General features: G+C 62.4%; 11 protein-coding genes. All 11 read right to left on the bottom strand.

Going from position 1 to position 19,558, the window contains the following annotated elements; all coding sequences use genetic code 11:
- Positions 1-17: 17 nt before the first annotated feature.
- Positions 18-1,121 carry a glycoside hydrolase family 26 protein gene (locus tag B5G16_RS10380; RefSeq protein ID WP_087263676.1) on the bottom strand — a complete coding sequence of 368 codons (1,104 nt, stop codon included), beginning with the start codon at positions 1,119-1,121 and terminating at the stop codon, positions 18-20.
- Positions 1,109-3,409 carry a glycoside hydrolase family 3 N-terminal domain-containing protein gene (locus tag B5G16_RS10375; protein WP_087263675.1) on the bottom strand — a complete coding sequence of 767 codons (2,301 nt, stop codon included), beginning with the start codon at positions 3,407-3,409 and terminating at the stop codon, positions 1,109-1,111. The genes B5G16_RS10380 and B5G16_RS10375 overlap by 13 nt, the downstream gene beginning before the upstream one ends.
- Positions 3,410-3,583: 174 nt before the next feature.
- Positions 3,584-4,981, bottom strand: a complete 1,398-nt coding sequence (locus B5G16_RS10370) for a glycosyl hydrolase (protein WP_162612059.1) — start codon at positions 4,979-4,981, stop codon at positions 3,584-3,586.
- 71 nt (positions 4,982-5,052) lie between these two features.
- Positions 5,053-7,578 carry an IPT/TIG domain-containing protein gene (locus B5G16_RS10365; RefSeq protein WP_087263673.1) on the bottom strand — a complete coding sequence of 842 codons (2,526 nt, stop codon included), beginning with the start codon at positions 7,576-7,578 and terminating at the stop codon, positions 5,053-5,055.
- A gap of 12 nt (positions 7,579-7,590) precedes the next feature.
- Positions 7,591-8,802 carry a glycan-binding surface protein gene (locus tag B5G16_RS10360; RefSeq protein ID WP_087263672.1) on the bottom strand — a complete coding sequence of 404 codons (1,212 nt, stop codon included), beginning with the start codon at positions 8,800-8,802 and terminating at the stop codon, positions 7,591-7,593.
- 31 nt (positions 8,803-8,833) lie between these two features.
- Positions 8,834-10,690 (bottom strand): RagB/SusD family nutrient uptake outer membrane protein, encoded by a 1,857-nt coding sequence (locus B5G16_RS10355; RefSeq protein ID WP_087263671.1) that lies wholly within the window; start codon positions 10,688-10,690, stop codon positions 8,834-8,836.
- Positions 10,691-10,708: 18 nt separating this feature from the next.
- A complete protein-coding gene (locus tag B5G16_RS10350) occupies positions 10,709-13,906 on the bottom strand; it encodes a SusC/RagA family TonB-linked outer membrane protein (protein ID WP_087263670.1) in 3,198 nt (1,065 codons plus the stop codon).
- Between the two features lie 12 nt (positions 13,907-13,918).
- A complete protein-coding gene (locus tag B5G16_RS10345) occupies positions 13,919-15,190 on the bottom strand; it encodes an acetylxylan esterase (RefSeq protein ID WP_087263669.1) in 1,272 nt (423 codons plus the stop codon).
- Entirely contained in the window at positions 15,187-16,419 is a 1,233-nt protein-coding gene (locus tag B5G16_RS10340) for a glycoside hydrolase family 27 protein (protein WP_087263668.1), read from the bottom strand. Before B5G16_RS10340 ends, B5G16_RS10345 begins: the two co-directional genes overlap by 4 nt.
- A gap of 23 nt (positions 16,420-16,442) precedes the next feature.
- Positions 16,443-17,723, bottom strand: coding sequence for a glycoside hydrolase 5 family protein (locus tag B5G16_RS10335; RefSeq protein WP_087263667.1), 1,281 nt, complete (start codon positions 17,721-17,723; stop codon positions 16,443-16,445).
- A 449-nt stretch (positions 17,724-18,172) separates the two neighbouring features.
- Positions 18,173-19,054, bottom strand: coding sequence for a helix-turn-helix domain-containing protein (locus B5G16_RS10330; RefSeq protein ID WP_087263666.1), 882 nt, complete (start codon positions 19,052-19,054; stop codon positions 18,173-18,175).
- Positions 19,055-19,558 lie beyond the last annotated feature (504 nt).

Here is a 19,558-nt window from a genome sequence, read left to right as displayed (position 1 = left end):
AGTGATTGTGTTGTCGTTCATTCTCCGAGGGCGTTCAGATCGCCGAGCAGGCCGATGCGCTCCTCGTCCGCGAAGGCTTTGAAGTCGTCGGCCGAGGCTTCGCCTTCGAAGGGTGCGTAGTAGTGGTTTTCGCGGTCCCAGGCGTTTCTCCACAGCAGGACATAGGCCACGGGAGCGTCATCCAACGCCGGCAGCAGCGTTTCGGTCCACCACGCGGGGTTGGGGATCGACTCATACCCGGTTTCGGTCAGGGCCAGTAGTTTGCCGTGTGTACGGGCCATGTCGGCCAGCGTGGCGAGGTGCTGCCGGGTGAGCGTGCGGAACGCCTCGTCGGTGCCGTACTGGTAGATGTCGATGCCGATCAGATCCACGCAGTCGTCGCCCGGATAGTAGTCCGTGTATCCGGTGTCGCAGCGGTCGGTGAATCCCGGGGAGACGGCCCAGAGCAGATTGGTGAGACCTCTTTCGTTTTGCAGGTATTCGAAGGTCAGGCGCCACAGCGCCTTGTACTCCTCCGGGGAGCAGTAGGGGGCGCCCCACCAGAACCATCCGCCGGCCATTTCGTGCCAGGGGCGCCAGATGACGGGAATGGGCTCTCCGTTGTCGTCGCGCAGCGAGGCGAGGAAGTCGCCCACACGCGCCAGCCATTCGCGGGTCAGGGCATGGAGGTCGCCCCCTTCGAGCATCCGGGCCGCCGTACCTGCGGCGTTCTCCACGTCCCAGGAGTTGCCTTCCGTGGCAGGGTTGGCGGCGTGCCAGCTCACCGTGACGATTCCGCCGCGGCGGTGGTGTTCGGCAATCCCCTCGCGGATCAGCCGGAAGGGCACGCGGTCGAGCGAGAGACTGTCGCCGAGTTCGATGCCGCCGATCTCGACGCCGAGGATGGCGGGGTAATCGCCCGCTACGGCGCGGATGTCGGATTGTTCGCATCCCGAGTCCCAGCGGTTCCAGTGTTTGCCGTAGAAGAGGTCGTCCTGATGTCCGAAGAGCACGAGACCGTGTTCCACGCAGTTGCGGAGCCGGGCTTCGAGCGTTTCGGCCGGCGTCGGTGCGGGTTGCTGCGAGCACCCCGAAGCGAGGGCCGCACAGCAGAGAAGCAGGTATTGGGTTATTGTTCGCATACTTCGAAAGTTTGGGTGAGTAACTCCTTGTCGCGGCTCGACGGCCCGACCATCACGCGGAATTCGCCCGGTTCGACGATGGGCTGCAAGTTGCGGTCGAGCATCGAGAGCATCTCCGGGGTGATTTCGAAACGCACGCGGCGGGATTCGCCGGCTTTCAGGCTTTCGCGCGAGAAGGCTTTGAGCTCCTTCACGGGGCGCGTCACGCTCGAAAAGAGGTCGCGAATGTAGAGCTGGACGATCTCCGTGCCGTCGCGCTTTCCGGTGTTGGTCACGGTGACCTCGGCCGTGAGTCTTCCGTCCGGGGCGATCGTCTCGTGCGAGAGCGTCAGGTCGGAATAGGCGAAGGTCGTGTAACTCAAACCGTGGCCGAACGGATAGAGCGGCTCGGGATCGGAGCAGACGACGGGATGGAAGTAGTGGCTCGGCTTGTGGTTGTAGTAGACCTGAATCTGTCCGGCGCTGCGCGGGATGGTGATCGGCAGCTTGGCCGAGGGGTTGACCTCGCCGAAGAGGATCTCGGCCACGGCCCGGCCTCCCGCCATGCCGGGTTCCCACGCCTCGACGATGGCGGGCAGGTGTTCGGCGGCCCATTCCACGCCCAGCGGGCGCCCGTTGACCAGAACGAGCAGCGTCGGTTTTCCGCTGGCGGCGACGCGTTCGATCAGCTCCTGCTGCAACCCCACGAGAGCGATGTTGTCCCGGTCGGTGTCCTCGCCGCAGGTGCGCTCCATCCAGCGCCGGCGCATCATGTACTCGCCGGCGACGACGATGTTCAGATCGGCCTGCCGGGCTTTGGCGGCGGCTTCGGCCACCTTCGCCGGGTCCATGTTGCGGGGATCCCAGCCCTGGTCCACGAAGTCGAAGCGCACGCCGGGCGCCACTTGCCGCAATCCTTCGAGGATCGTCGTCACATCCTCCGGATCCTGGCTTGCGGACCAGTCGCCGAGGATGTTCTCGTCGTCGGCGTTGATGCCCGTCACGAGGATGCGGCGGTATTTCGCGGCATCGAGCGGCAGCAGACCGTCGTTTTTCAGCAGGACGACCGACTGCCGGGCGGCATCGAGCGCCGTGGCGCGGTGCTCGGCGCAGAGACGTGTCTGCTGGGCGTCGAGGTCGGCGTAGGGATGCTCGAAGAGCCCCAGCCGGAACTTGGCCGTCAGGATCCGGCGGACCGAAGCGTCGATGCGGCTCTCGGGGATGCGTCCCTCGCGCACCAGTTCGCAGACCAGTTCGTTCCAGTGCAGTCCGTGCATGTGCATGTCCATGCCGGCCATGATCGAGCGGTAGAAGGCCTCTTTGAGGTTTTCGGCCGTGGCGTGCAGGTCGTACAGATGCTCGATGTCCATCCAGTCGCTGACGACGAAGCCGTCGAATCCCCACTCGCCGCGGAGAACCTCCTCCATGAGCCATTCGTTTTCGTGGCAGGGGATTCCGTTGAGTTCGTTGTGCGAGGTCATCAGGCTTCCGGCCCCTCCCCGGACGATGTTGGTGCGGAAGGGCGGGAAGAAGACCTCGCGCAGGGTGCGTTCCGAGACGTCGCACGGCGCTCCGTTCGTGCCGTTCACGGGCTGGGAGCCTCCCACGAAGTGCTTGGCGCAGGCCAATACGTCCTGCGTGGAGTTCAGCGCGCCCTGATAGCCTTCGGTCGTGGCCAGCCCCATGCACGCTACGAGCCAGGGATCCTCGCCGAAGGTCTCGCCGCAGCGGCCCCAGCGGGCGTCGCGGGCCACCTCGACGTTGGGGTTGAAGGTCCAGTGCATGTTCATGGCGCGCATTTCGCGGGCCGTTTCGCGGGCGATGCGCCGGGCCAGTTCGGGGTTGAACGACGAGGCCAGTCCGATGTTGGTGGGGTAGACCGTGTTGCCCGGGGCGTTGGCATTCCCGTGGATGGCGTCGATGCCGAAGATGGCGGGGATTCCCAGCCGGGCGCGCATGACGTGCTCCTGAAGGAGGTTGGCCTCCTCGGGGGTCAGCACGTGCAGGAACGAGCCGATGCGCCCCTCTTCGGCCCAGCGCAGCACCGTGTCGGGGCCGATTCCCGGATAGAAGGCCTGTGCGGTGTTGGTTTTCAGCTCCTCTTCGGTGAGGACTCCCGAATTGGCCTTGATGTGCTCGATGCCTACGAACTGGTTCATCTGTCCGACCTTCTCTTCGAGGGTCATGCGCCGCAGCAGGTCTTCGACCCGTCGTTCGACGGAGAGCGATGCGTCCTTGTAGGGTTCGGTTCCGGGTGTCGCGGCACATCCGGCAAGGGCCATGAGAGTCATGATCATGAGTTTTTTCATGGTTCGGAATGTTGTCAGGCGTGATGGATTCGAGGGAATCCGGAGCGCGTGGCCTCGTTCGTCACCGATCGTTGCGGAAGCGTAAAGGTAGTCATAAGATCCTGTATCTGCAAGCCTCGGACGTCAGTTTTGCCTCCTGCGGCGAAGGGCACACGCGCTCCGGATGTTTTACGGTCAGAGGGCCACCTCCGAGCGGTCGATCACCCGGTCGGCGAAGTCGCCCGTCATCATCCGCTGCCAGTATTTGATGCCGTTGTACTGGATGCTCTGCGTGTGTTCCCCGTACCAGGGCATGCAGTAGGCCCATGCGGCTCCGTCGTTCTGCATCTTGTCGACATCGGGCATGGCGCCGCACTCGGTCAGGGCGATGACCTTGCGCGAGGCGCTCACCTCGGCGGCGAATCGGAACTCCTCGGCGAAGCTGTCGTGCACCTCTTCGTAGATGTCGACGCCGACGATGTCGACCCTGTCGTCGCCCGGATACCACTGCTGCGCTTCTCCGAAGCGGTCGTCGACCTGGACGGTCCATACCCAGATCAGGTTGTGCAGGTCGCCCATTTCGCGGCGCAGCAGCTGCCACAGGGCCTTGCAGGCGTCGGCCCCGGCGTTGCCCCACCAGAACCACTTGCCGCGGGCCTCGTGCAGGGGACGCCACAGCACCGGAATCCCGGCGTCGGCGAGTTTTTTGAGCTCGGCCTTTGCGGCGGCGATGTCCTCCATGACGGAGAGGTACTCCTCCGAGTCGGTGGCATAGGTGTAGGTGCCGTCCGGGTTGGCGGCGGCCACGATCTTTGCGAGGTCGAACGAGCAGTTCTCGACATAGAAGTCATTGCCGCTCTTCGAGGGGTCGCGCCAGTGCCACATGGCGGCCACGATGCCTCCGGCTTCATGCCATGCCCGTGCGTTGGGCAGCAGGTCGGCGTAGTCTTCCAGATACTCCTTGCCGGTGAGGTTCATCAGGTCGAAGCAGTGCAGGGCCGGATAGCGGCCGGTTTTTTCGCAGACCCATTCGGCTTCGGTCATCTGTGTCGTGTAATGGGCCATCGTTCCCGTGGCGATCTTTCCGCCGAGGAAGAGGTCGTTGCGGATGTAGTCGTAGAGCCGGCGCGCGGCCTCGGAGGCGTCGGGATCGGTGAGCGCCTCGTCGGGATTGACGGTGACGCTTTCGGGCGTTGTGTAGAGCGTCGTGAAGCGGACGCTGGCCGCCGTGGCGTTGATGAGCGCCGGGTCGTAGGCGTTGTGCAGCGATCCGGCGGGGATCGTCAGCGTGTAGAGCGTGTTCCGGTCGAGTTCGCCGAACGTCAGGCGGAAATTCTTGTTGGCGGGCGTGATGCGGAATTCGATCCGGGTGCCGTCCTCGGATGCGAGGGTGATGGCCTCGTTGTCCGGCGTTACCGGGGCGGTCGTGTAGACGGAGATCGTCCCCAGCGCCGGGTCGACATCGACCGAGCCGTCCTGAATCGAAATGCTGCTGATCTCGGGTGCCGCGGCCTGCGACGCCACCGTCTCCTCGTTCTGCGAGCACGCCAGCAGGAGCAGTGCCGGGCAGATGCTGGTCATTATCTTTTTCATGTTCATGGTATGCTTGTTTGTGGCTCCGGGTCCGGGCGTGCGGCCGTGCCGCACGCCCTTCCGGGGCGCCGTCAGTTCTTCATGGTTACTTTCGTTACGGTGACGTCCTGTCCCGAGATGATCATGCCGCTGCTTTTGACCTTTTCGAGGTCGGTCTCATCCAGCGAGAAGGTGAATGTTTCCTGTCCGGAGGCGAGATCCACACCTCCCCAGTCGGTCTGGGGGAGGTTGGCCGAGGGGAGCGTCGTCCAGTTCTTGTCGACGATTTTGAGCTGGGGCGTTGCGCCGAGGTCTGCCAGATGGATCGTGAAGAGGGTCTGCGTGGTGCAGCCGGCGAAGACCGAGACGTCATACCCCATGTCGGAGTCGAGCCGGACCGAATCGCCCCATCCCGACGGCAGCACTTTCGGGTCCTCCGTCAGGACGGTTTCGCCGGCCGGGTCGGATCCTTCTGCGGATTGGGCGGCGACGACGAATTTCGTGATGACGACCTTCTGTCCCGAGAGGTACATGCCGTTGGCCTGCACTTTGGCCAGGTCTTCGGCCGAGAGCTGGAACGAATAGGAGGTCTCGCCGCTCTGGATGGTGTAGCAGCCCCATTCCGGGTCGGAGGGCGTCGCCGACAGCAGGGCCGTCCAGTCGCCGGGGTTCTTGAAGGTGAGCTGCGCCCCGGTCTCGTAGGGGGTCTCGAAATAGAGCGTGTAGGTCATGTCCGCGGTCAGCGATGCGAACAGGCTGGCCTCGACGGTCTGTCCGTTCCAGGAGCCGGTGTCGACGCTTCCCTCCCAGAGCACGGTCTCCTGGGCCGGAGCCGCTCCGATCGTGATCTGTTGTGCCGAGGTTTCCGAGGTCCCGTCCGTGAGGTTGAAGGTCAGCGGATAGGTGCCGGCCGGGGTCTCCTCCGGAACGGTGAAGGTCAGCTGCGTGTCGCTGCGGAAGCTGTATGCGATGACCTTCGTGCCGCCGATGAGGAGCGACTCCACGAGGTTGAATCCCGAACCCTCGACGGTGATCTCCGCACCCGCAGCGGCGTTTCCGGGCAGTGCGGTGACGGCGATGCGTCCGGTCGGCAGGAGGGTCAGCGGCAGCGTGATGCTGTACGTCGGATCGACGGCTTGCAGGATCAGGTCGCCGCTCGTGCAGGTCGGGGCGATGGTGACCACCATTTCCGTCTCCGAGGAGCGGTCGATTTCGCAGGCCACGCCGTTGAGCGAGGCCTTTGCGATCAGGTCGAGGTGCTCGCCGGTCAGCGGAATCGCGTCGCCGGCGTGGAGCTCCGCATCGTCGGTCCGCCGTGCGGAGGGTGCGGCGAAGCCCAGCGCGTCGATCACGGTCTGCTGCTTGCCGGCATAGGTGACGATGGCCACGGCGCGGGCGCCGCAGACATCCGGAGCGGTCAGATCCAGACAGCGGTAGTCGTCGTTGAGCGAGAAGGTGGCCTCGGTCTGCGTTGCGGCATCCGCGCCGGAGATGAGGAGCACTTTCTCCACCTGTTTGAGGATTTCGTAGTTCGTGGCGTCATCCTCCGTGTCGTTGCACGAGAGGGTCATCGCCTTCCCGGCCTTGAAGAGGTCGCCTTCGCTCCATGCGGAGAGGTTCGTCGGGACGACGGTCTCCACTGCGGGTGTGGCGATCACTTCGCCCGAGCGGGTTTTCAGCGCCAGCGGACCGTCCTGCATGCCGCGCCGGGTCAGGACCGTCAGCGAGGAGCCGTCTTCGGCGATCTCCACCATCGGGTCTTCGTTCTCGTCGAGTTCGCCGACGGCGATCTCCACGCCTCCGGTGAAGACGACCGAAGTGACCAGTCCGAAGTTCTCGCCCGTGATGGTGAGGCGCGTCAAGCCGGGGATCACGCCCGTGACGGGCGCAACGGATTCGGCTGCGGACTGCGCGATCTCGACGGACTGTGCCTCGAAACGATCCTCGTTGGTGTTGTAGAGGCTCACGGCGCCGCTCCGGGCGCTTTGCGGGATCGTGACGATGAGCAGGTGGGCGCCGCGCACGAAGTCGACCCGTTCGGAGAGAGCCAGCAGGTACTCCTCCTCTTCCATCTGGTCGTTTCCGTCGGCGAGCTCCTTTTCGGCGGCGGCTGTGGCGTCGGCATCGTACACCACGACGGCGTCGTCACCCTCGAATTCCACGCGGACGATATCGGTCAGGTAGTCGGTTTCGGCGGCCGTGACGATGTAGAGTTTGCTTCCGACGGTGGTCACGGCATTGGTTTCGTGCTCGAAATCGGTATAGGAGAGCAGCTGCGCATCGGCGGCGAGGGGCTCTTCGAGCGTCAGCGCCGAGCGGGTCGTGTAGCTTCCGCCGGGGAAGCGCAGTTCGATGTAGCCGGGCTGGGCCTCCATGGGGATCACGACGCTGATCGACGATCCGTTGCGGGTGATTTCCGAGGTTTCGGCACCTCCGGCAAAGACGACCGTCGTAACGGCGTCGAGTCCTTCGCCGTAGAAGGAGATCAGTTCGCCTCGTTCGGCGGGGTTGGGGTTGAATCCGTAGAGTGTAAATCCCGTGGTATCGTCCTGCTTGCAGGAGACCAGGAGCAGCGCTCCGGTCAGCATCGGGATCAACAGGTTTAGTATCTTTTTCATCGTTTTTCGGGTTTACTGTTTTTTGACCACGCGGAAGTTGTCGAGCGCGATGCTGATCGGGGTGTCGGCGTTGGCCGAATCATCGAGCGCACCGAAGAAGAAGATGCAGAAGTTCCGCACCAGCGACGCGGTGAGCGTGCGCGATTCGTCCTCGCTCTTTCCGTAGCAGAACTCCGAGAGGGGCACCGTCGCCGTCGTCCAGACGCCGGTTTCCAGTCCGAGACTGTAACCGCGCCAGTGGCATTGCGGCTCGGTTCCGTCGACCGAGAAGGAGTTGTAGAGATCGGAGAACCACATTGCCATGTAGAGATCATCCCAGGCGTCGGCGCGGATTTCGAATTTGAGCACATAATCGGCGATGTCGGCCTGTTCGGGGATGAGTTCGCGTCGCAGGTCGCCGGCTTCGTTGAGGATGTTGCAGAAGAAGAGCGAGAGGTTCTCGTCCCAGCCCCAGTCGGCGGCCTTGCCCGTCATGAGCATGTAGTTTCCGTCGATGCCGTTTTCGGAGTGGATGTCGTCCTTGCAGCGACCCCAGTTGTCCCAGACGGGGAGACCCTGGTCGTTGAGCTCCTCGAAGTCGATGAAGATGTCGTCGCGGTCGTAGAGGTAGAAGGCCGAGCGGGCCTCTCCGTTGTCGTTCGCAAGAACGATGCGCTGCTTGGCCGTGGCGTCCACCCCGTCCGGGACGGTTACGTCGAGACGGGTTGCCGTGCAGGCCGTGACGGCGGCCTCGATACCGCCGATCGTGCATTCGATCGGGCTTCCGTCGGCCTTGTCGAAGAAGTAGTTTCCGTGGATGGCGAGGGCTTCGCCCGGGCGGGTCCACTCGCACGAGACGGAGTTGATGACCGGCGAGGGGGCCTTCGTGATGAAGTTCTCGACCACGCAGCTGCGGCCCTTCTTGGTCGTGAGCGTGATGGTGTTGGTGATCTCCGTGGGGAGCGTGCCCGGGACGTTGACCAGCACGGCCGTGGAGGTGATGTACGTGGGGTTGAGTTTGGCTTCGACGTCGTTGAAGCGCACCGAGCAGACCCCTTCGAGTCCGTCGCCGATGATGGCGATCAGTTCGCCCATCGAGGCGCTGGTGAGATAGATCTCGGCCAGCGCGGGATCCGTCGAACGGATGTATTTGACGCGGGGCGTCGCCGTGCTGTTGAGTCCTTCCTCGTTGTTGCAGGCGGCCAGAAGCACCGCCGGGAGGGCGAAGAGGAGGAAACGTTTCATGATATTTTTCATCTCTTGTCGGCTTTAACGGTTAGTTGTTGTAGTAATCCACGGCCTCTTCGAGCAGAATCGGGGCTTTGGTCAGGGCGTCCGACGGGATGGCGATGACCAGGTTGCTGCCGCTCATGGTGATGGCCGCGTCGCGGTTCGACGTGTCGGGGATGTCGCCGTCGGCGAGCGAGCCGTCGCCGAGCACGTCGACGTAGACATCCGCCTTGCGGGTGTACCATTGCCGGACGTAGTAGTTCAGGTCGCTGCGCACCTGGTAGGTCTGCTCGTCGGTGATCGACGATCCGAACTCCTCGTTGATGCGGGTCCAGTCGGATACCCAGATCAGATCGCGGTACATGCCGTTCAGGTAGTCGAGGGCCGCCTGCATGTCGAGCGATGCCAGCCGCTGGATGTCGAACCAGTTGATTCCTTCCAGTGCGAACTCCTTGCGGCGCTCCTTGACGATGTCGATCAGCGTCAGTTCGCCGTCGGCGACGGTGTAGTTCGCACCGTGAGCGTCGAGCACGTCGTTGATGTAGTTGACACCCTGTCCGGAGAGGCGGGCCGAGAGGTCGCCTTTGAGCGAAGCCTCGGCGTAGATGAAGTAGACGTCCGAGAGACGCAGCAGATGGAGGTCGTTGCTGGCGTCCTGGCTCGACCCGATGTTTCCGCCGTCGGCGTTGATGACGTACTTTTTCAGGTGGGAGAGCATCTCGTTGGGCATTTCGGTTTGGAGGTCGTATTTGAGCGTTCCGTTCTCTTCGGTGGGTTCGAGGAAGAAGCGGTAGACGTATCCGTTCGGATAGGCGTCGTTGCCGACGGCCAGGGTCGTGTACGTGTCGCCCGGGAGCATGTAGACGGCCTTGCGGCGTCCGTCGGTCCGGCCTTCGGCCAGCCGGGGGTTCTCCTCGAAGGCGGCGCGCAGCGAGAGCGTCGGGCCTTTGCCCGGTCCCCAGCAGCTGACACCCGTCAGGGCGTCGCGGCGTCCCCATTCCGTCGAGCGCGAGTTTCCGCAGCCGTAGCCTCCGGTCGTGCAGAGCAGCGAGACGAGCGCTTCGGAGTGGTAGTCGCCCGTGCCGGCCTCGAACATCGAGGCGTAGTCGCGGCACAGCGAGTAGGGGGATTCTGTGATTACCTCTTCGGCGAGGTTGCGGGCCTTTTCGAAGTAGTCGGCGTTGTCGTAGCTCTGTCCCGAACCCTTCTCATAGCAGGCCCGTGTGAGGTAAGCCTTTGCCAGCAGCCCCTTTGCGGACCAGGAGGTGACGCGCCCGGCTTCGGGGTCGCTGTCCGGCAGGAGACGTGCGGCGAGTTCGAGATCCTCGCAGATGAAGCGGTAGAGACTCAACCGGGTTGCCTTGCGGACGTAGATGTCCTGGGGGTTTCCGGAGGTGACGAGACCCTCGGGGTCGGTGATGATCGGCACCTCGTGCCAGTATTCGGTCAGCAGGTAATAGGCCAGCGCCCGGAAGAGGTGGCATTCGCCCAGGGCGTTGTCGATCACGCTCTGCGGGACTCCGTTTTCGGCGGCCATTTCGGGCATGTCGCGGATGATCGAGTTGGCGAAGGCCACGACCCGGAAGAGGGAGTTCCAACCGTCGCGGGAGAACTGGTTGTTCTGCGTGACGGTGTTCAGGTAGAACTGACCTTCGTCGGAGTAGGTGTAGAAGATGTCTCCGGCGAGCATGTCGCCGCCCATGTACATGAACCGGCACGAGAAGTCGAACCAGGTCGTACCGCCGTAGAGTGTGGCCGTATTGGCGCGCACGGCGCTTGCCGAGGTGTAGTAGAGCTCCTTGGAGGTGGAGTCGGCGGGGTTTACGGTCAGGAATTCGTTGCAGCCTGCGGCCATCGAGGCGGCGAGCAGGATTGCGCAATGTTTTATGATGGTTGTTTTCATCGAGATGTCCGTTAATCGTTAGAAACCGATGTTGATGCCGAGGATGTACATGCGGGGAGTCGGGTATCGTCCCATGTCGTAGTTCTGCATGGCGGCCGACTGGTTGTAGGCTCCGATTTCGGGGTCGTATCCCGTGTATGCGGTCCAGGTGTAGAGGTTCTGCAAGGTTCCGTAGACCTTCATGCTCCGCAGTCCGATCTTGGAGATCCACTTCCGGGGCAGGTTGTAGCTGAGCGTGATGTTCTGGATGCGGAGGTAGGATCCGTCCTCGAGCCAGCGGTCGCTCATGCGGTTGTTGCCGTTGATGTCGTTCATGGCGGCGCGGGGCGTCTTTGCCGTCGAGGGGTTGGCCAGATAGGGGTTCCCGGCGGCGTCGTAGGCGATGCGGGCGCGGTCGATCACGCGCACCGACTGGTTGTCCCACTGGTTGTTGAGCGCTTCGGTGCGGTAGCGTGCGATGTTGAGGATGTCGCCGCCGCAGACGCCCGTGAGGCCGACCGTCAGATCGAAGTTCTTATAGGTGAATGTGTTGGTCCAACCGAAGGTGAAGTCGGGATTGGGGTCTCCGATTACGGTCTGGTCGTTGGCGTCGATCACTCCGTCCTGATTCAGGTCCTTGAAGCGGATGTCGCCCACGTAGACGCCCGAGGTTTTGTTGAAGAGGTTCTGCCCGGGGTTGTTGCCGTCCTCGACCTGGACGGGTGCCGCGAGGACCTCCTGTTCGTTCTGGAAATAGCCGTCGGTGAGGTATCCGTAGAAGACGCCCATGGGCTGTCCGACCTTGACGATCGAGGCCGTGGAGAAGGCTGCGCTGAAATAGGTGCCCACACCGTAGTAGAGGACCTGCGAGTCTTCGTTCAGGGCCAGCACCTCGTTGCGGTTGAGCGAGACGTTGAGGTTCGACGACCAGGAGAAGTCTCCGGCTTCGACGGGAATGGCGTTCAGCGCGATGTCGACGCCGCGGTTGCGGACCTTTCCGATGTTGGAGTAGGGCATCTGGATCTCCCAACCCGACTTGTCGGAGTTTCCGGAGTTTCCGAGGTAGGAGGGTACGGAGACTTGCAGGAGCAGGTCCTTCGTATCCTTCTGGTAGGCGTCGACCGTCAGCGAGAGGCGGTTGTTCCACAATCCGAGGTCGACACCGATGTTGTACTGCTCGGAGGCCTCCCATTTGAGGTCGGCATTGGAGATGTTGGCCACGAAATACCCGGTGCCGAAGGCGGTGATCGTCGATTTCATCGTCGATCCGTACTTGTAGGTTCCGATGTTGTCGTTTCCGACCATACCGTATCCGAGGCGGAGTTTGAGGTTCGAGAGCGTCTTGGAGTTGCGCAGGAACTTTTCGTTGGAGATACGCCAGGCGAGGGCGGCCGAGGGGAAGTAGCCCCACTTGTGGTTGGGTCCGAATTTCGAGGATCCGTCGGCGCGCATCGTGAAGGTGAGCAGATAGCGTTCGTCGAAGTTGTAGTTCAGACGTCCGAATACCGAAGCCTTCGTCGTGGCGTCCTTCCACCCGGAGTTGTTGTCGAACTCGCCGTCCTGGGTCATCACGTGGATGTCGTCGTTCGAGAAGTTCTTCTTGATGAGCGAGATTCCCTCCCATGTGCTTTTCTGGGCCTCGAAGCCGCCCATGAGCGAGATGTTGTGCTTTTGTGCGAAGGTCTGGTTCCAGGTGGCGTAGGTCTTCCAGATCCAGAACACGGAGTGGTCTTCGCGCTGCATCATCATGTTCATGCTGTTGGCGATGCCGTTACCGAAGTCGTAGGTCGGGATGAAGCTCTTGTTCTTGTTGTCCGAGAGGTCGTATCCGAATTCGGTGCGGATGTTGAGGACTTTGAGCGGGTCGACTTGCAGGTAGAAGTTACCCATGCTCCGGTTGCGGTCGAGTTCGTTGGTCTGCATGTTGGCCTGCCACAGGGGGTTGTATCCCGACGATCCGTAGATCGAGGCGGGGCCTGCGAAGTTTCCGTCGAAGTCGTAGACGGCCACGGAGGGCTGCATGGTCAGGGCTTGCAGGATGACGCCGTCGGAGCCGTCCTGCCGGGTGATGCTCTCTTCGGTGTGCGTGAAGGAGATCGAGCCTCCGGCCTTGAGCCAGCGGTTGATGGTTCCGTCGCCGTTGAAACGGCCGTTGTAGCGTTTGAAGTTCGAGCCGTAGATCGTACCGTCCTGATCCATGTAACCGCCCGACGCGGCGAAGGTGAACTTGTCGCTGCCGCCCGAGAGGGATACGGCGTGGGAGTGCGTGAGGGCCGTACGGGTGATGGCATCCTGCCAGTCGGTTCCTTCACCCAGGAGCGAGGGATCGAGGAACGCCTCGTCGATTTCGACCGAAGGATACAGTTCATGGAGATCGTTCTGATATTGGGCATACTCGCGGAGGTTCATCATGTCGATCTTTCGGGCGAGCGTTTGCCAGGCGACATATCCGTCGTAGTTGATCTGTACGGCGCCCTTCTGTCCGCGGCGCGTGTTGATGATAACGACGCCGTTTGCACCTGCGGCTCCGTAGATGGCCGTTGCGGAGGCATCCTTGAGGACGTCCATCGAGACGATGTCCTGCGGGGAGATGGTCGACAGCGGGTTGACCTTGGTCTGTCCGCCCGTACCGCCGGCCCACGAGAAGCCGCCGATTTCGGTACCGTCACCGGAGAAGGGGATTCCGTCGATGACGTAGAGGGGTTCGTTGGAGGAGGTGATCGACGAGGCTCCGCGGATGCGGATCGACGAGGCTCCGCCCGGGGCGCCGGAGTTCTGTGTGACCTGTACGCCGGCGACATGTCCCTGGAGCATCTGGTCGGCGTTCGTGATGACCGAGGTTTTGAGTTTGTCGGCCGAGACGGAGGCCACGGATCCCGTCACGTCGGATTTTTTCATCGTGCCGTATCCCACGACGACCACTTCGTCCATGAGCTGGGAGTCTTCGGCGAGCCGGACGTCGAACTGCGTGCGACCCCCCCCCTTGGGGACGGTGATCTCCTGGGTGGCGAAACCGATGAAAGAGAAGACCAGGGTGGGGTCCGCACCTTTGAGTTCGAGGGTGTAATGTCCGTTGACATCGCTCGAAACGCCGTTGGTCGTTCCTTTTTCCACGACGCTCACGCCCGGGAGGGGTTGTCCGTCGGGGCCGGAGACGGTTCCGGAGACGCGCAGACCCTGGGCCATGAGCCCGACGCTGCAAGCCAGCGCCGTGAAGAGCAGCAATAACTTCTTCATAGAGGTTCTTTTTTAGTTGATATGTTGAGTTTGTCGGATTGATTGTTCGTGTTCGCGGAAGAACCGGTCGCGGGAGACGAACCAATCGCTTTCGTTGTGGAGATCGTGTCCGCGGCGGGTGTAGACCTTCCATTCCTTCGGGACACGCAGCTGGTTGTAGCCTGCGAAGTTGGTGTGCGGCGGGCAGACGGTGTCCTGCAATCCGAATCCCATCAGAATGGGACAGCGGACCCGGCCGGCGAGGTTCTTGATGTCGAAGTAGGAGAGCCTTCTCAACAGCTCCTCCCGGTCGATTCCGAGCCGTTCTGCTGCGGGGAACAGGGCCGAGGCGGGCCAGGGTGCGATGTCGAGGTAATCGGGGAAGTCGTTCAGGAAGGGGACGTAGGGGGCCGCGGCGGCGATGCGGTCGTCGAGGGCGCAGGCGGCGAGCGTCAGGGCGCCGCCCTGCGAGCCGCCTTCGGCGAAGATCAGCCGTGTGTCGACCTTGGGGCGCGAGGCCACGAAGTCGATGGCCCGCACGGCATCCATGAAGGCGCCGCGGTAGTAGTAGGTCTCGGGGGATTCCAGCCCGCTGACCACCCAGTCTCCGTAGCGGTTTTCGGGCTTGTTGAGACCCTGCCCGCGGTGCGAGAGGACGAATTCGACCCGCTCCGGTGCGGCGTCGGCATCGGGGCACCAGGCGTCGGAACCGTATCCCATGAAGGTGACGACGGCGGGGTATTTCCCGGGAGCGACCGGTTCGGCGTAGTAGCCGCGGATGGTCTCGCCGCCCAGCGACCGCATCTCCACGAGGTAGATGCGGCGTTTCTCCGTGGAGCGTTCCCGGTCGGGATGCAGCCGGTAGCGCGGGGCCACGGCATCGAGTTCGGCGCGGGCCCGGGCCCAGAACTCATCGAAGTCGGGCTGTGCGTCCACGGGGGATTCGATCCGTTCGGGGTCGCACCCGAAGGTGAACGCGGCGGCTTCCCGCTCCCCGTCCCGGAGCGATGCGCGGTAGAACCCCGGTGCGGCTTGGAATTCGAACCCGAGCCGGACGGAGTCGCCGCCTCCGAGCGTATAGGGCTGCTCGAAGACGCAGACGGGCTCTCCGGCATCGGTCCGGATGTCGAAGCGCAGCACCCCGGCAGCCGGCTCCTCCGCGGAGACGACGGCCCGCAGGGCGGGGCGCTCCGGAGAGAGGAAGACCCGGCAGGAGCCTTCGCAGACGCGCACCGTGACCCCTTCGGCCCGGAGCAGGGCGGGGACAAGCAGCGTCGTGAGCAGGAACAGACGGAACGGTCTCATTTGCGTCGGGGTTGTTTTGCGGAGGGGGTCAGCCGGTAGAGGACGACATCCTCGGCCGGGACGGTCACTTCGTGCTTGCGGTCGGTGCGGAAGCTCTTGCCGCCGTACCACAGGTCGCGCACGTCATAGACGATCGTGTCGAACGAGGTCGAGCGTCCCGATACCTCGTCGTCGGTGAAGTTGAACCGCTGCCAGTCGATGGTGTATTCGCGCGGGGTTTTCGTGCGATTGAAGAGACAGAAGGCCCAGTCGCCGTTGATCAGCGGCTTGAACCAGATTTCGAGTCCCTGATCCGTGGAGTGGCGCAGACCCTGTACGCCGAGCGGATCCTGGTCGATGGCGATCACGTCGGGATCGGTCACGATGGCGGCCGTCTGGTCGCTCATCTGGCGGATGTCGTTGCCGAGGATGAGCGGTGCGGCCATCATGCACCAGAGTGTGAAGTGGGCGCGGTCCTGGTTTTCGGTCAGGCCGTTTCCGACTTCGAGCATGTCGGGGTCGTTCCAATGGCCCGGACCGGCATATTTGCGCAGCGGGGCGTTCAGATCGAGGCAGCGCAGCACGGAGTTCTGCTCCCAGGTGCCGTGTACGATCTGTTCGGAGAACGACAGTCCGATGTCGCCCGTCGTGCGCCACATGTGTCCGACGTCGGCGGCCCACTCCCAGGGTTTGTTGTCGCCCCACTCGCACATCGAGAAGAGGATCGGGCGTCCGGCGGCGCGCAGGGCGTCGCGCATGAGCGTGTAGGCCCCTACGGGGTTGATGTTGTCGCTCTCGCACCAGTCGTATTTCAGGTAGTCGAAGCCCCAGCGGGCATATTGCAGGGCATCCTGATACTCGTGTCCGAAGCTGCCGAAGCGGCCTCCGCAGGTTTTTCGTCCGGCGTCGGAGTAGATGCCGATTTTCAACCCTTTGGCATGTACGTAATCGGCCAGGGCCTTCATGCCGCTGGGGAAGCGGGTGGTGTCGCACTGCGGGAATCCGTCGGCGTCGCGTTCGGGGGCGTGCCAGCAGTCGTCGAGGTTGATGTAGAGATACCCGGCGTCGGCCAGTCCCGAGTCGACCATGGCGTCGGCGATTTCGCGGATGAGTTCCTCGTTGATGTCGCAGGCGAATTTGTTCCAGGAGTTCCAGCCCATGGGCGGGGTGTCGGCCACACCCTCCCATTTCTGGGCGGACACGACGGTCCAAAGGCACACGCATGTGCCGAGAAGGAGGAGTTTTTTCATATGTTCGGAATTTGAGATGAATCCTATTTCAGGCGGGCGTTTGCATCACGGATGATTGCGATCGTGGGGTCGTCGTCGAAGACGGAGTTCAGTCCCTGTTGCTCCTGTGCGGGGTCTCCGCAGTAGTCGTCGCCGCGTTGCCAGTAGACGTGTGCGGGCCGGGCTTCGCCGCCCCAACCCCAGAAGTTGCAGCCGGCCAGCACGCCCTGCCGGTTTTTCGAGTCGACGATGCGTTCGAGCAGGCTGGCGTAATAGGCGTCGCGGGCCGTTGTGGGGGTGCCGCGTTCGAAGTGGACGCTGTCGCGCGGGAAGCCGAACTCTTCGATCACGACGGGTTTGCGCAGGCGTTCGGCCAGGTCGAGATGCGGGGCGATGTATTTGTCGGTTTCGTCCAGTGCGTTGTCGAGGCCGGCGGCGGGGTTGTCGCGCGGGATCCACTGCCAGTTGTAGGGCCAGATGTGGAGATTGACGTAGGCGATCTCCGGGAATGCGTGGATGCGTTCGGTGAGTTCGGCGTCGCTTTCACATCCGTAGAGTCCTTCCGAACCGGTTGAGATCATGTGATTCGGGTCCAGGGATCGGATCAGCCGGGCGGTCTCCCCGATCCATTGTGCGAAAGCCTCCTTGTTCTCCTGGCCGAAGGGGCGGGGTTCGTTTCCGATCTGCCAGGAGAAGATGGCGGGATCGTCGGCATATTTCAGTCCGGAGTATCGGTTCGTGCGTCCGACGATGAAGCGCACGTGATCGGCGAAGAGTTTCCGGGCCTTTGTGTCGGGGATGAACCTGCCGACATACTCCGTGTAGGCGCGGTATCCGGCCACGGCGGGGATTGGGATCTCTCCGGCGCCGCACCAGGCGAGGTATTGGGAGTATCCGCCCGACCACTCCCAGGAGTTGTTCAGATAGAGGACGGCTTTCATGCCGCGTTTGCCGAGCTCCCACAGGAAGAAGTCGAGTCCGTCGAGCAGGTCGTCGTTGTATTTTCCGGGGGCGTATTGGAGCGTGGGTTCGATTTTGGAGGTGACGCCCGTTCCGCCGTCGGCGCCGACCAGCACGCGCAGGTTCGTGATGCCGCAGTCGGCCAGCGCGTCGAGTTCGCGGGCGAGCCGTTCGCGGTCGCCGTCCCTGCCCGGCGTGCCGAGGATCGGGCCGTACCAGAAGTTCGTACCGATGAAGTAATAGGGTTTTCCGTCGAGGATGAATTGTCCGTTTTCGACACGGACGAACGGGTCGGTTTCGGGTGCGGACGAGCAGCCGCCGACGAGCAGGGCTCCCAACAGGAGGAGTGCGGGTAACAGTTTCATTGGTCTTACGGGTTTTAGGTCACTGCAAAGATAGGAACTTTGCGTGTGTTAAAATGATATTATGTTGTCAGAATGTTATACTTTGATAACATGTGCGCAAAAAAGTTCCCCGGGGCGCTTCTTTCTCCTGCCGGCATGGCGCAAACTACACGTTCGGTATTGAGTCTGTCGGACGCCGTTCCGCGGGCGATATGTCGGGTATTGACAGCGAAATCCGTGCGGAAGCTCCGGCAGAGCTGGTTTTGGGGCGGTTGTGTTTGTTTTTTGTGTAATCCGGGTGCGTGTATGGGTGTTGGCGCGGCGCTGCTGTCGGATGTGTCGTCAGATGATCTCCGGTCCCGGAGTCATCGGAAACGGCCTTGCGAAGCGGGAACAAAGCTCTGTAAGGCGGTCAAAACAGAGCTTCGAATGGAAAAATAATGCTTGATTTATCCGAATCTGATCTTATTTTAACAGATGATTTTCTTTTTCCGGTACATTTCCCGGAACTCCGAGGGGGTTACGCCCTTTTTCTTTTTGAAGATGCGGTTGAAGTTCGCCAGCGAGTTGAATCCGCATTCGAAGCTGATTTCGGCCACGGTCTTCGTTGAGTCGATGAGCTGCCGGGCTGCGATGCCGAGCCGGATGTCGATGATATAGTCCGTGAGGCTGCGTCCGGCCCGCACGCTGAAAAAGCGGCTGAAAGCCGTTGGTGTCATTCCGGCGATCTCGGCCAGTGTGGCGAGGCGGATATCCTCCTCGAAGTGGGTCCGGATGTACTCTTCGACGCGGGCGATACGGCGGGAGTCGGTGGTGGGGGTTATTTGAGCGAAGGCACTGCTGGACAGGGTGTAGGCCTCCTGCGAGAGGGAGAGTTCGTAGAGGATTTCCAGAATTTGCAGGACCTGCCGGAATCCCTGCTGCTGGGCCGAGAGGGTGTCGATGAGCGAGTAGACCCGGATGATGGTGTGAAGCGGGAAAGCGAGTCCGTTCTGTGCACGGAGGAACATTTTCTGGATGGACGCGAACTGGTTTTTTGCGAGGAGCGATTCGGGGAGGGTGTCGGGGGCGAACTGGATGGTGATTTCGCGGATGAGTTTCGATTGACAGGATCCCTGTTCCCAGACATGGGCGAGATTCTCTCCGCCGACGAGCACCAGGTCGTAATCGCCGATCGTTTCGACGGAGTCTCCGACAATCCGTTTGACTCCGGCGCCGTTTTCGATGAAGTTCAGTTCGAATTCGCGGTGTTGGTGCAGGGGGTAGGTGAATTCGGTTTTGTGGCGTTCGACGATGTAGAAGCAGTCGCGGTCCGAGAGTGGCGAGAGTTCGTTGAGGATGTTTTTGGCCATAGGTTCGGTTTTGGGTTGCTGAAATATAGGGAAAGGCGGGTGCAAAGGCAAACGAAAACGAAGTTTTCAGGTTTGGCGGAGCCGAGCCGCGTTCTATATTCTTCTCTATTCTGTAAATATACGAAAAAATCCCGGTTTTCCGAAATCCGATTTTCTGCCGCCCTGCCGTCTCTGCCTGCCGTTTTCCCTCCGTTCCTGTTGCCGCCGCCCGTTGCCGCCGCCCGTTGCCGCCGCCCGTTGCCTCTGCCCGCCGTCTGCCTGCCGCCTTGCCTGCCCACCGCCCGTTGTCCGCCGTCTGCCTGCCGCCTTGCCTGCCCGCCTTGCCTGCCCACCGTCTGCCTGCCGTCTGCCCGCCGTCTGCCCGCCGTCTGCCTGCCCGCCTTGCCTGCCCACCGTCTGCCCGCCGTCTGCCCGCCGTCTGCCTGCCCGCCGCCCGTTGTCTCTGCCCGTCGTTCCTGCCTTTTGTTGCTGTTCCCGACCTGCTGCCCCCCCCCTCTATACCGA

It is taken from the genome of Alistipes sp. An66 (assembly GCF_002161445.1).
In the GTDB taxonomy this organism is placed as follows: domain Bacteria; phylum Bacteroidota; class Bacteroidia; order Bacteroidales; family Rikenellaceae; genus Alistipes; species Alistipes cottocaccae.
Note: the sequence above shows the minus strand (reverse complement) of the source record. Positions and strands in the feature narration are given on the sequence as shown.

Excerpts from the sequence above, each read along its gene's own strand:
- B5G16_RS10380 (WP_087263676.1), bottom strand. The coding sequence starts at position 1,121 with ATGCGAACAATAACCCAATACCTGCTTCTCTGCTGTGCGGCCCTCGCT.
- B5G16_RS10375 (WP_087263675.1), bottom strand. The coding sequence starts at position 3,409 with ATGAAAAAACTCATGATCATGACTCTCATGGCCCTTGCCGGATGTGCC.
- B5G16_RS10370 (WP_162612059.1), bottom strand. The coding sequence starts at position 4,981 with ATGAAAAAGATAATGACCAGCATCTGCCCGGCACTGCTCCTGCTGGCG.
- B5G16_RS10365 (WP_087263673.1), bottom strand. The coding sequence starts at position 7,578 with ATGAAAAAGATACTAAACCTGTTGATCCCGATGCTGACCGGAGCGCTG.
- B5G16_RS10360 (WP_087263672.1), bottom strand. The coding sequence starts at position 8,802 with ATGAAACGTTTCCTCCTCTTCGCCCTCCCGGCGGTGCTTCTGGCCGCC.
- B5G16_RS10355 (WP_087263671.1), bottom strand. The coding sequence starts at position 10,690 with ATGAAAACAACCATCATAAAACATTGCGCAATCCTGCTCGCCGCCTCG.
- B5G16_RS10350 (WP_087263670.1), bottom strand. The coding sequence starts at position 13,906 with ATGAAGAAGTTATTGCTGCTCTTCACGGCGCTGGCTTGCAGCGTCGGG.
- B5G16_RS10345 (WP_087263669.1), bottom strand. The coding sequence starts at position 15,190 with ATGAGACCGTTCCGTCTGTTCCTGCTCACGACGCTGCTTGTCCCCGCC.
- B5G16_RS10340 (WP_087263668.1), bottom strand. The coding sequence starts at position 16,419 with ATGAAAAAACTCCTCCTTCTCGGCACATGCGTGTGCCTTTGGACCGTC.
- B5G16_RS10335 (WP_087263667.1), bottom strand. The coding sequence starts at position 17,723 with ATGAAACTGTTACCCGCACTCCTCCTGTTGGGAGCCCTGCTCGTCGGC.
- B5G16_RS10330 (WP_087263666.1), bottom strand. The coding sequence starts at position 19,054 with ATGGCCAAAAACATCCTCAACGAACTCTCGCCACTCTCGGACCGCGAC.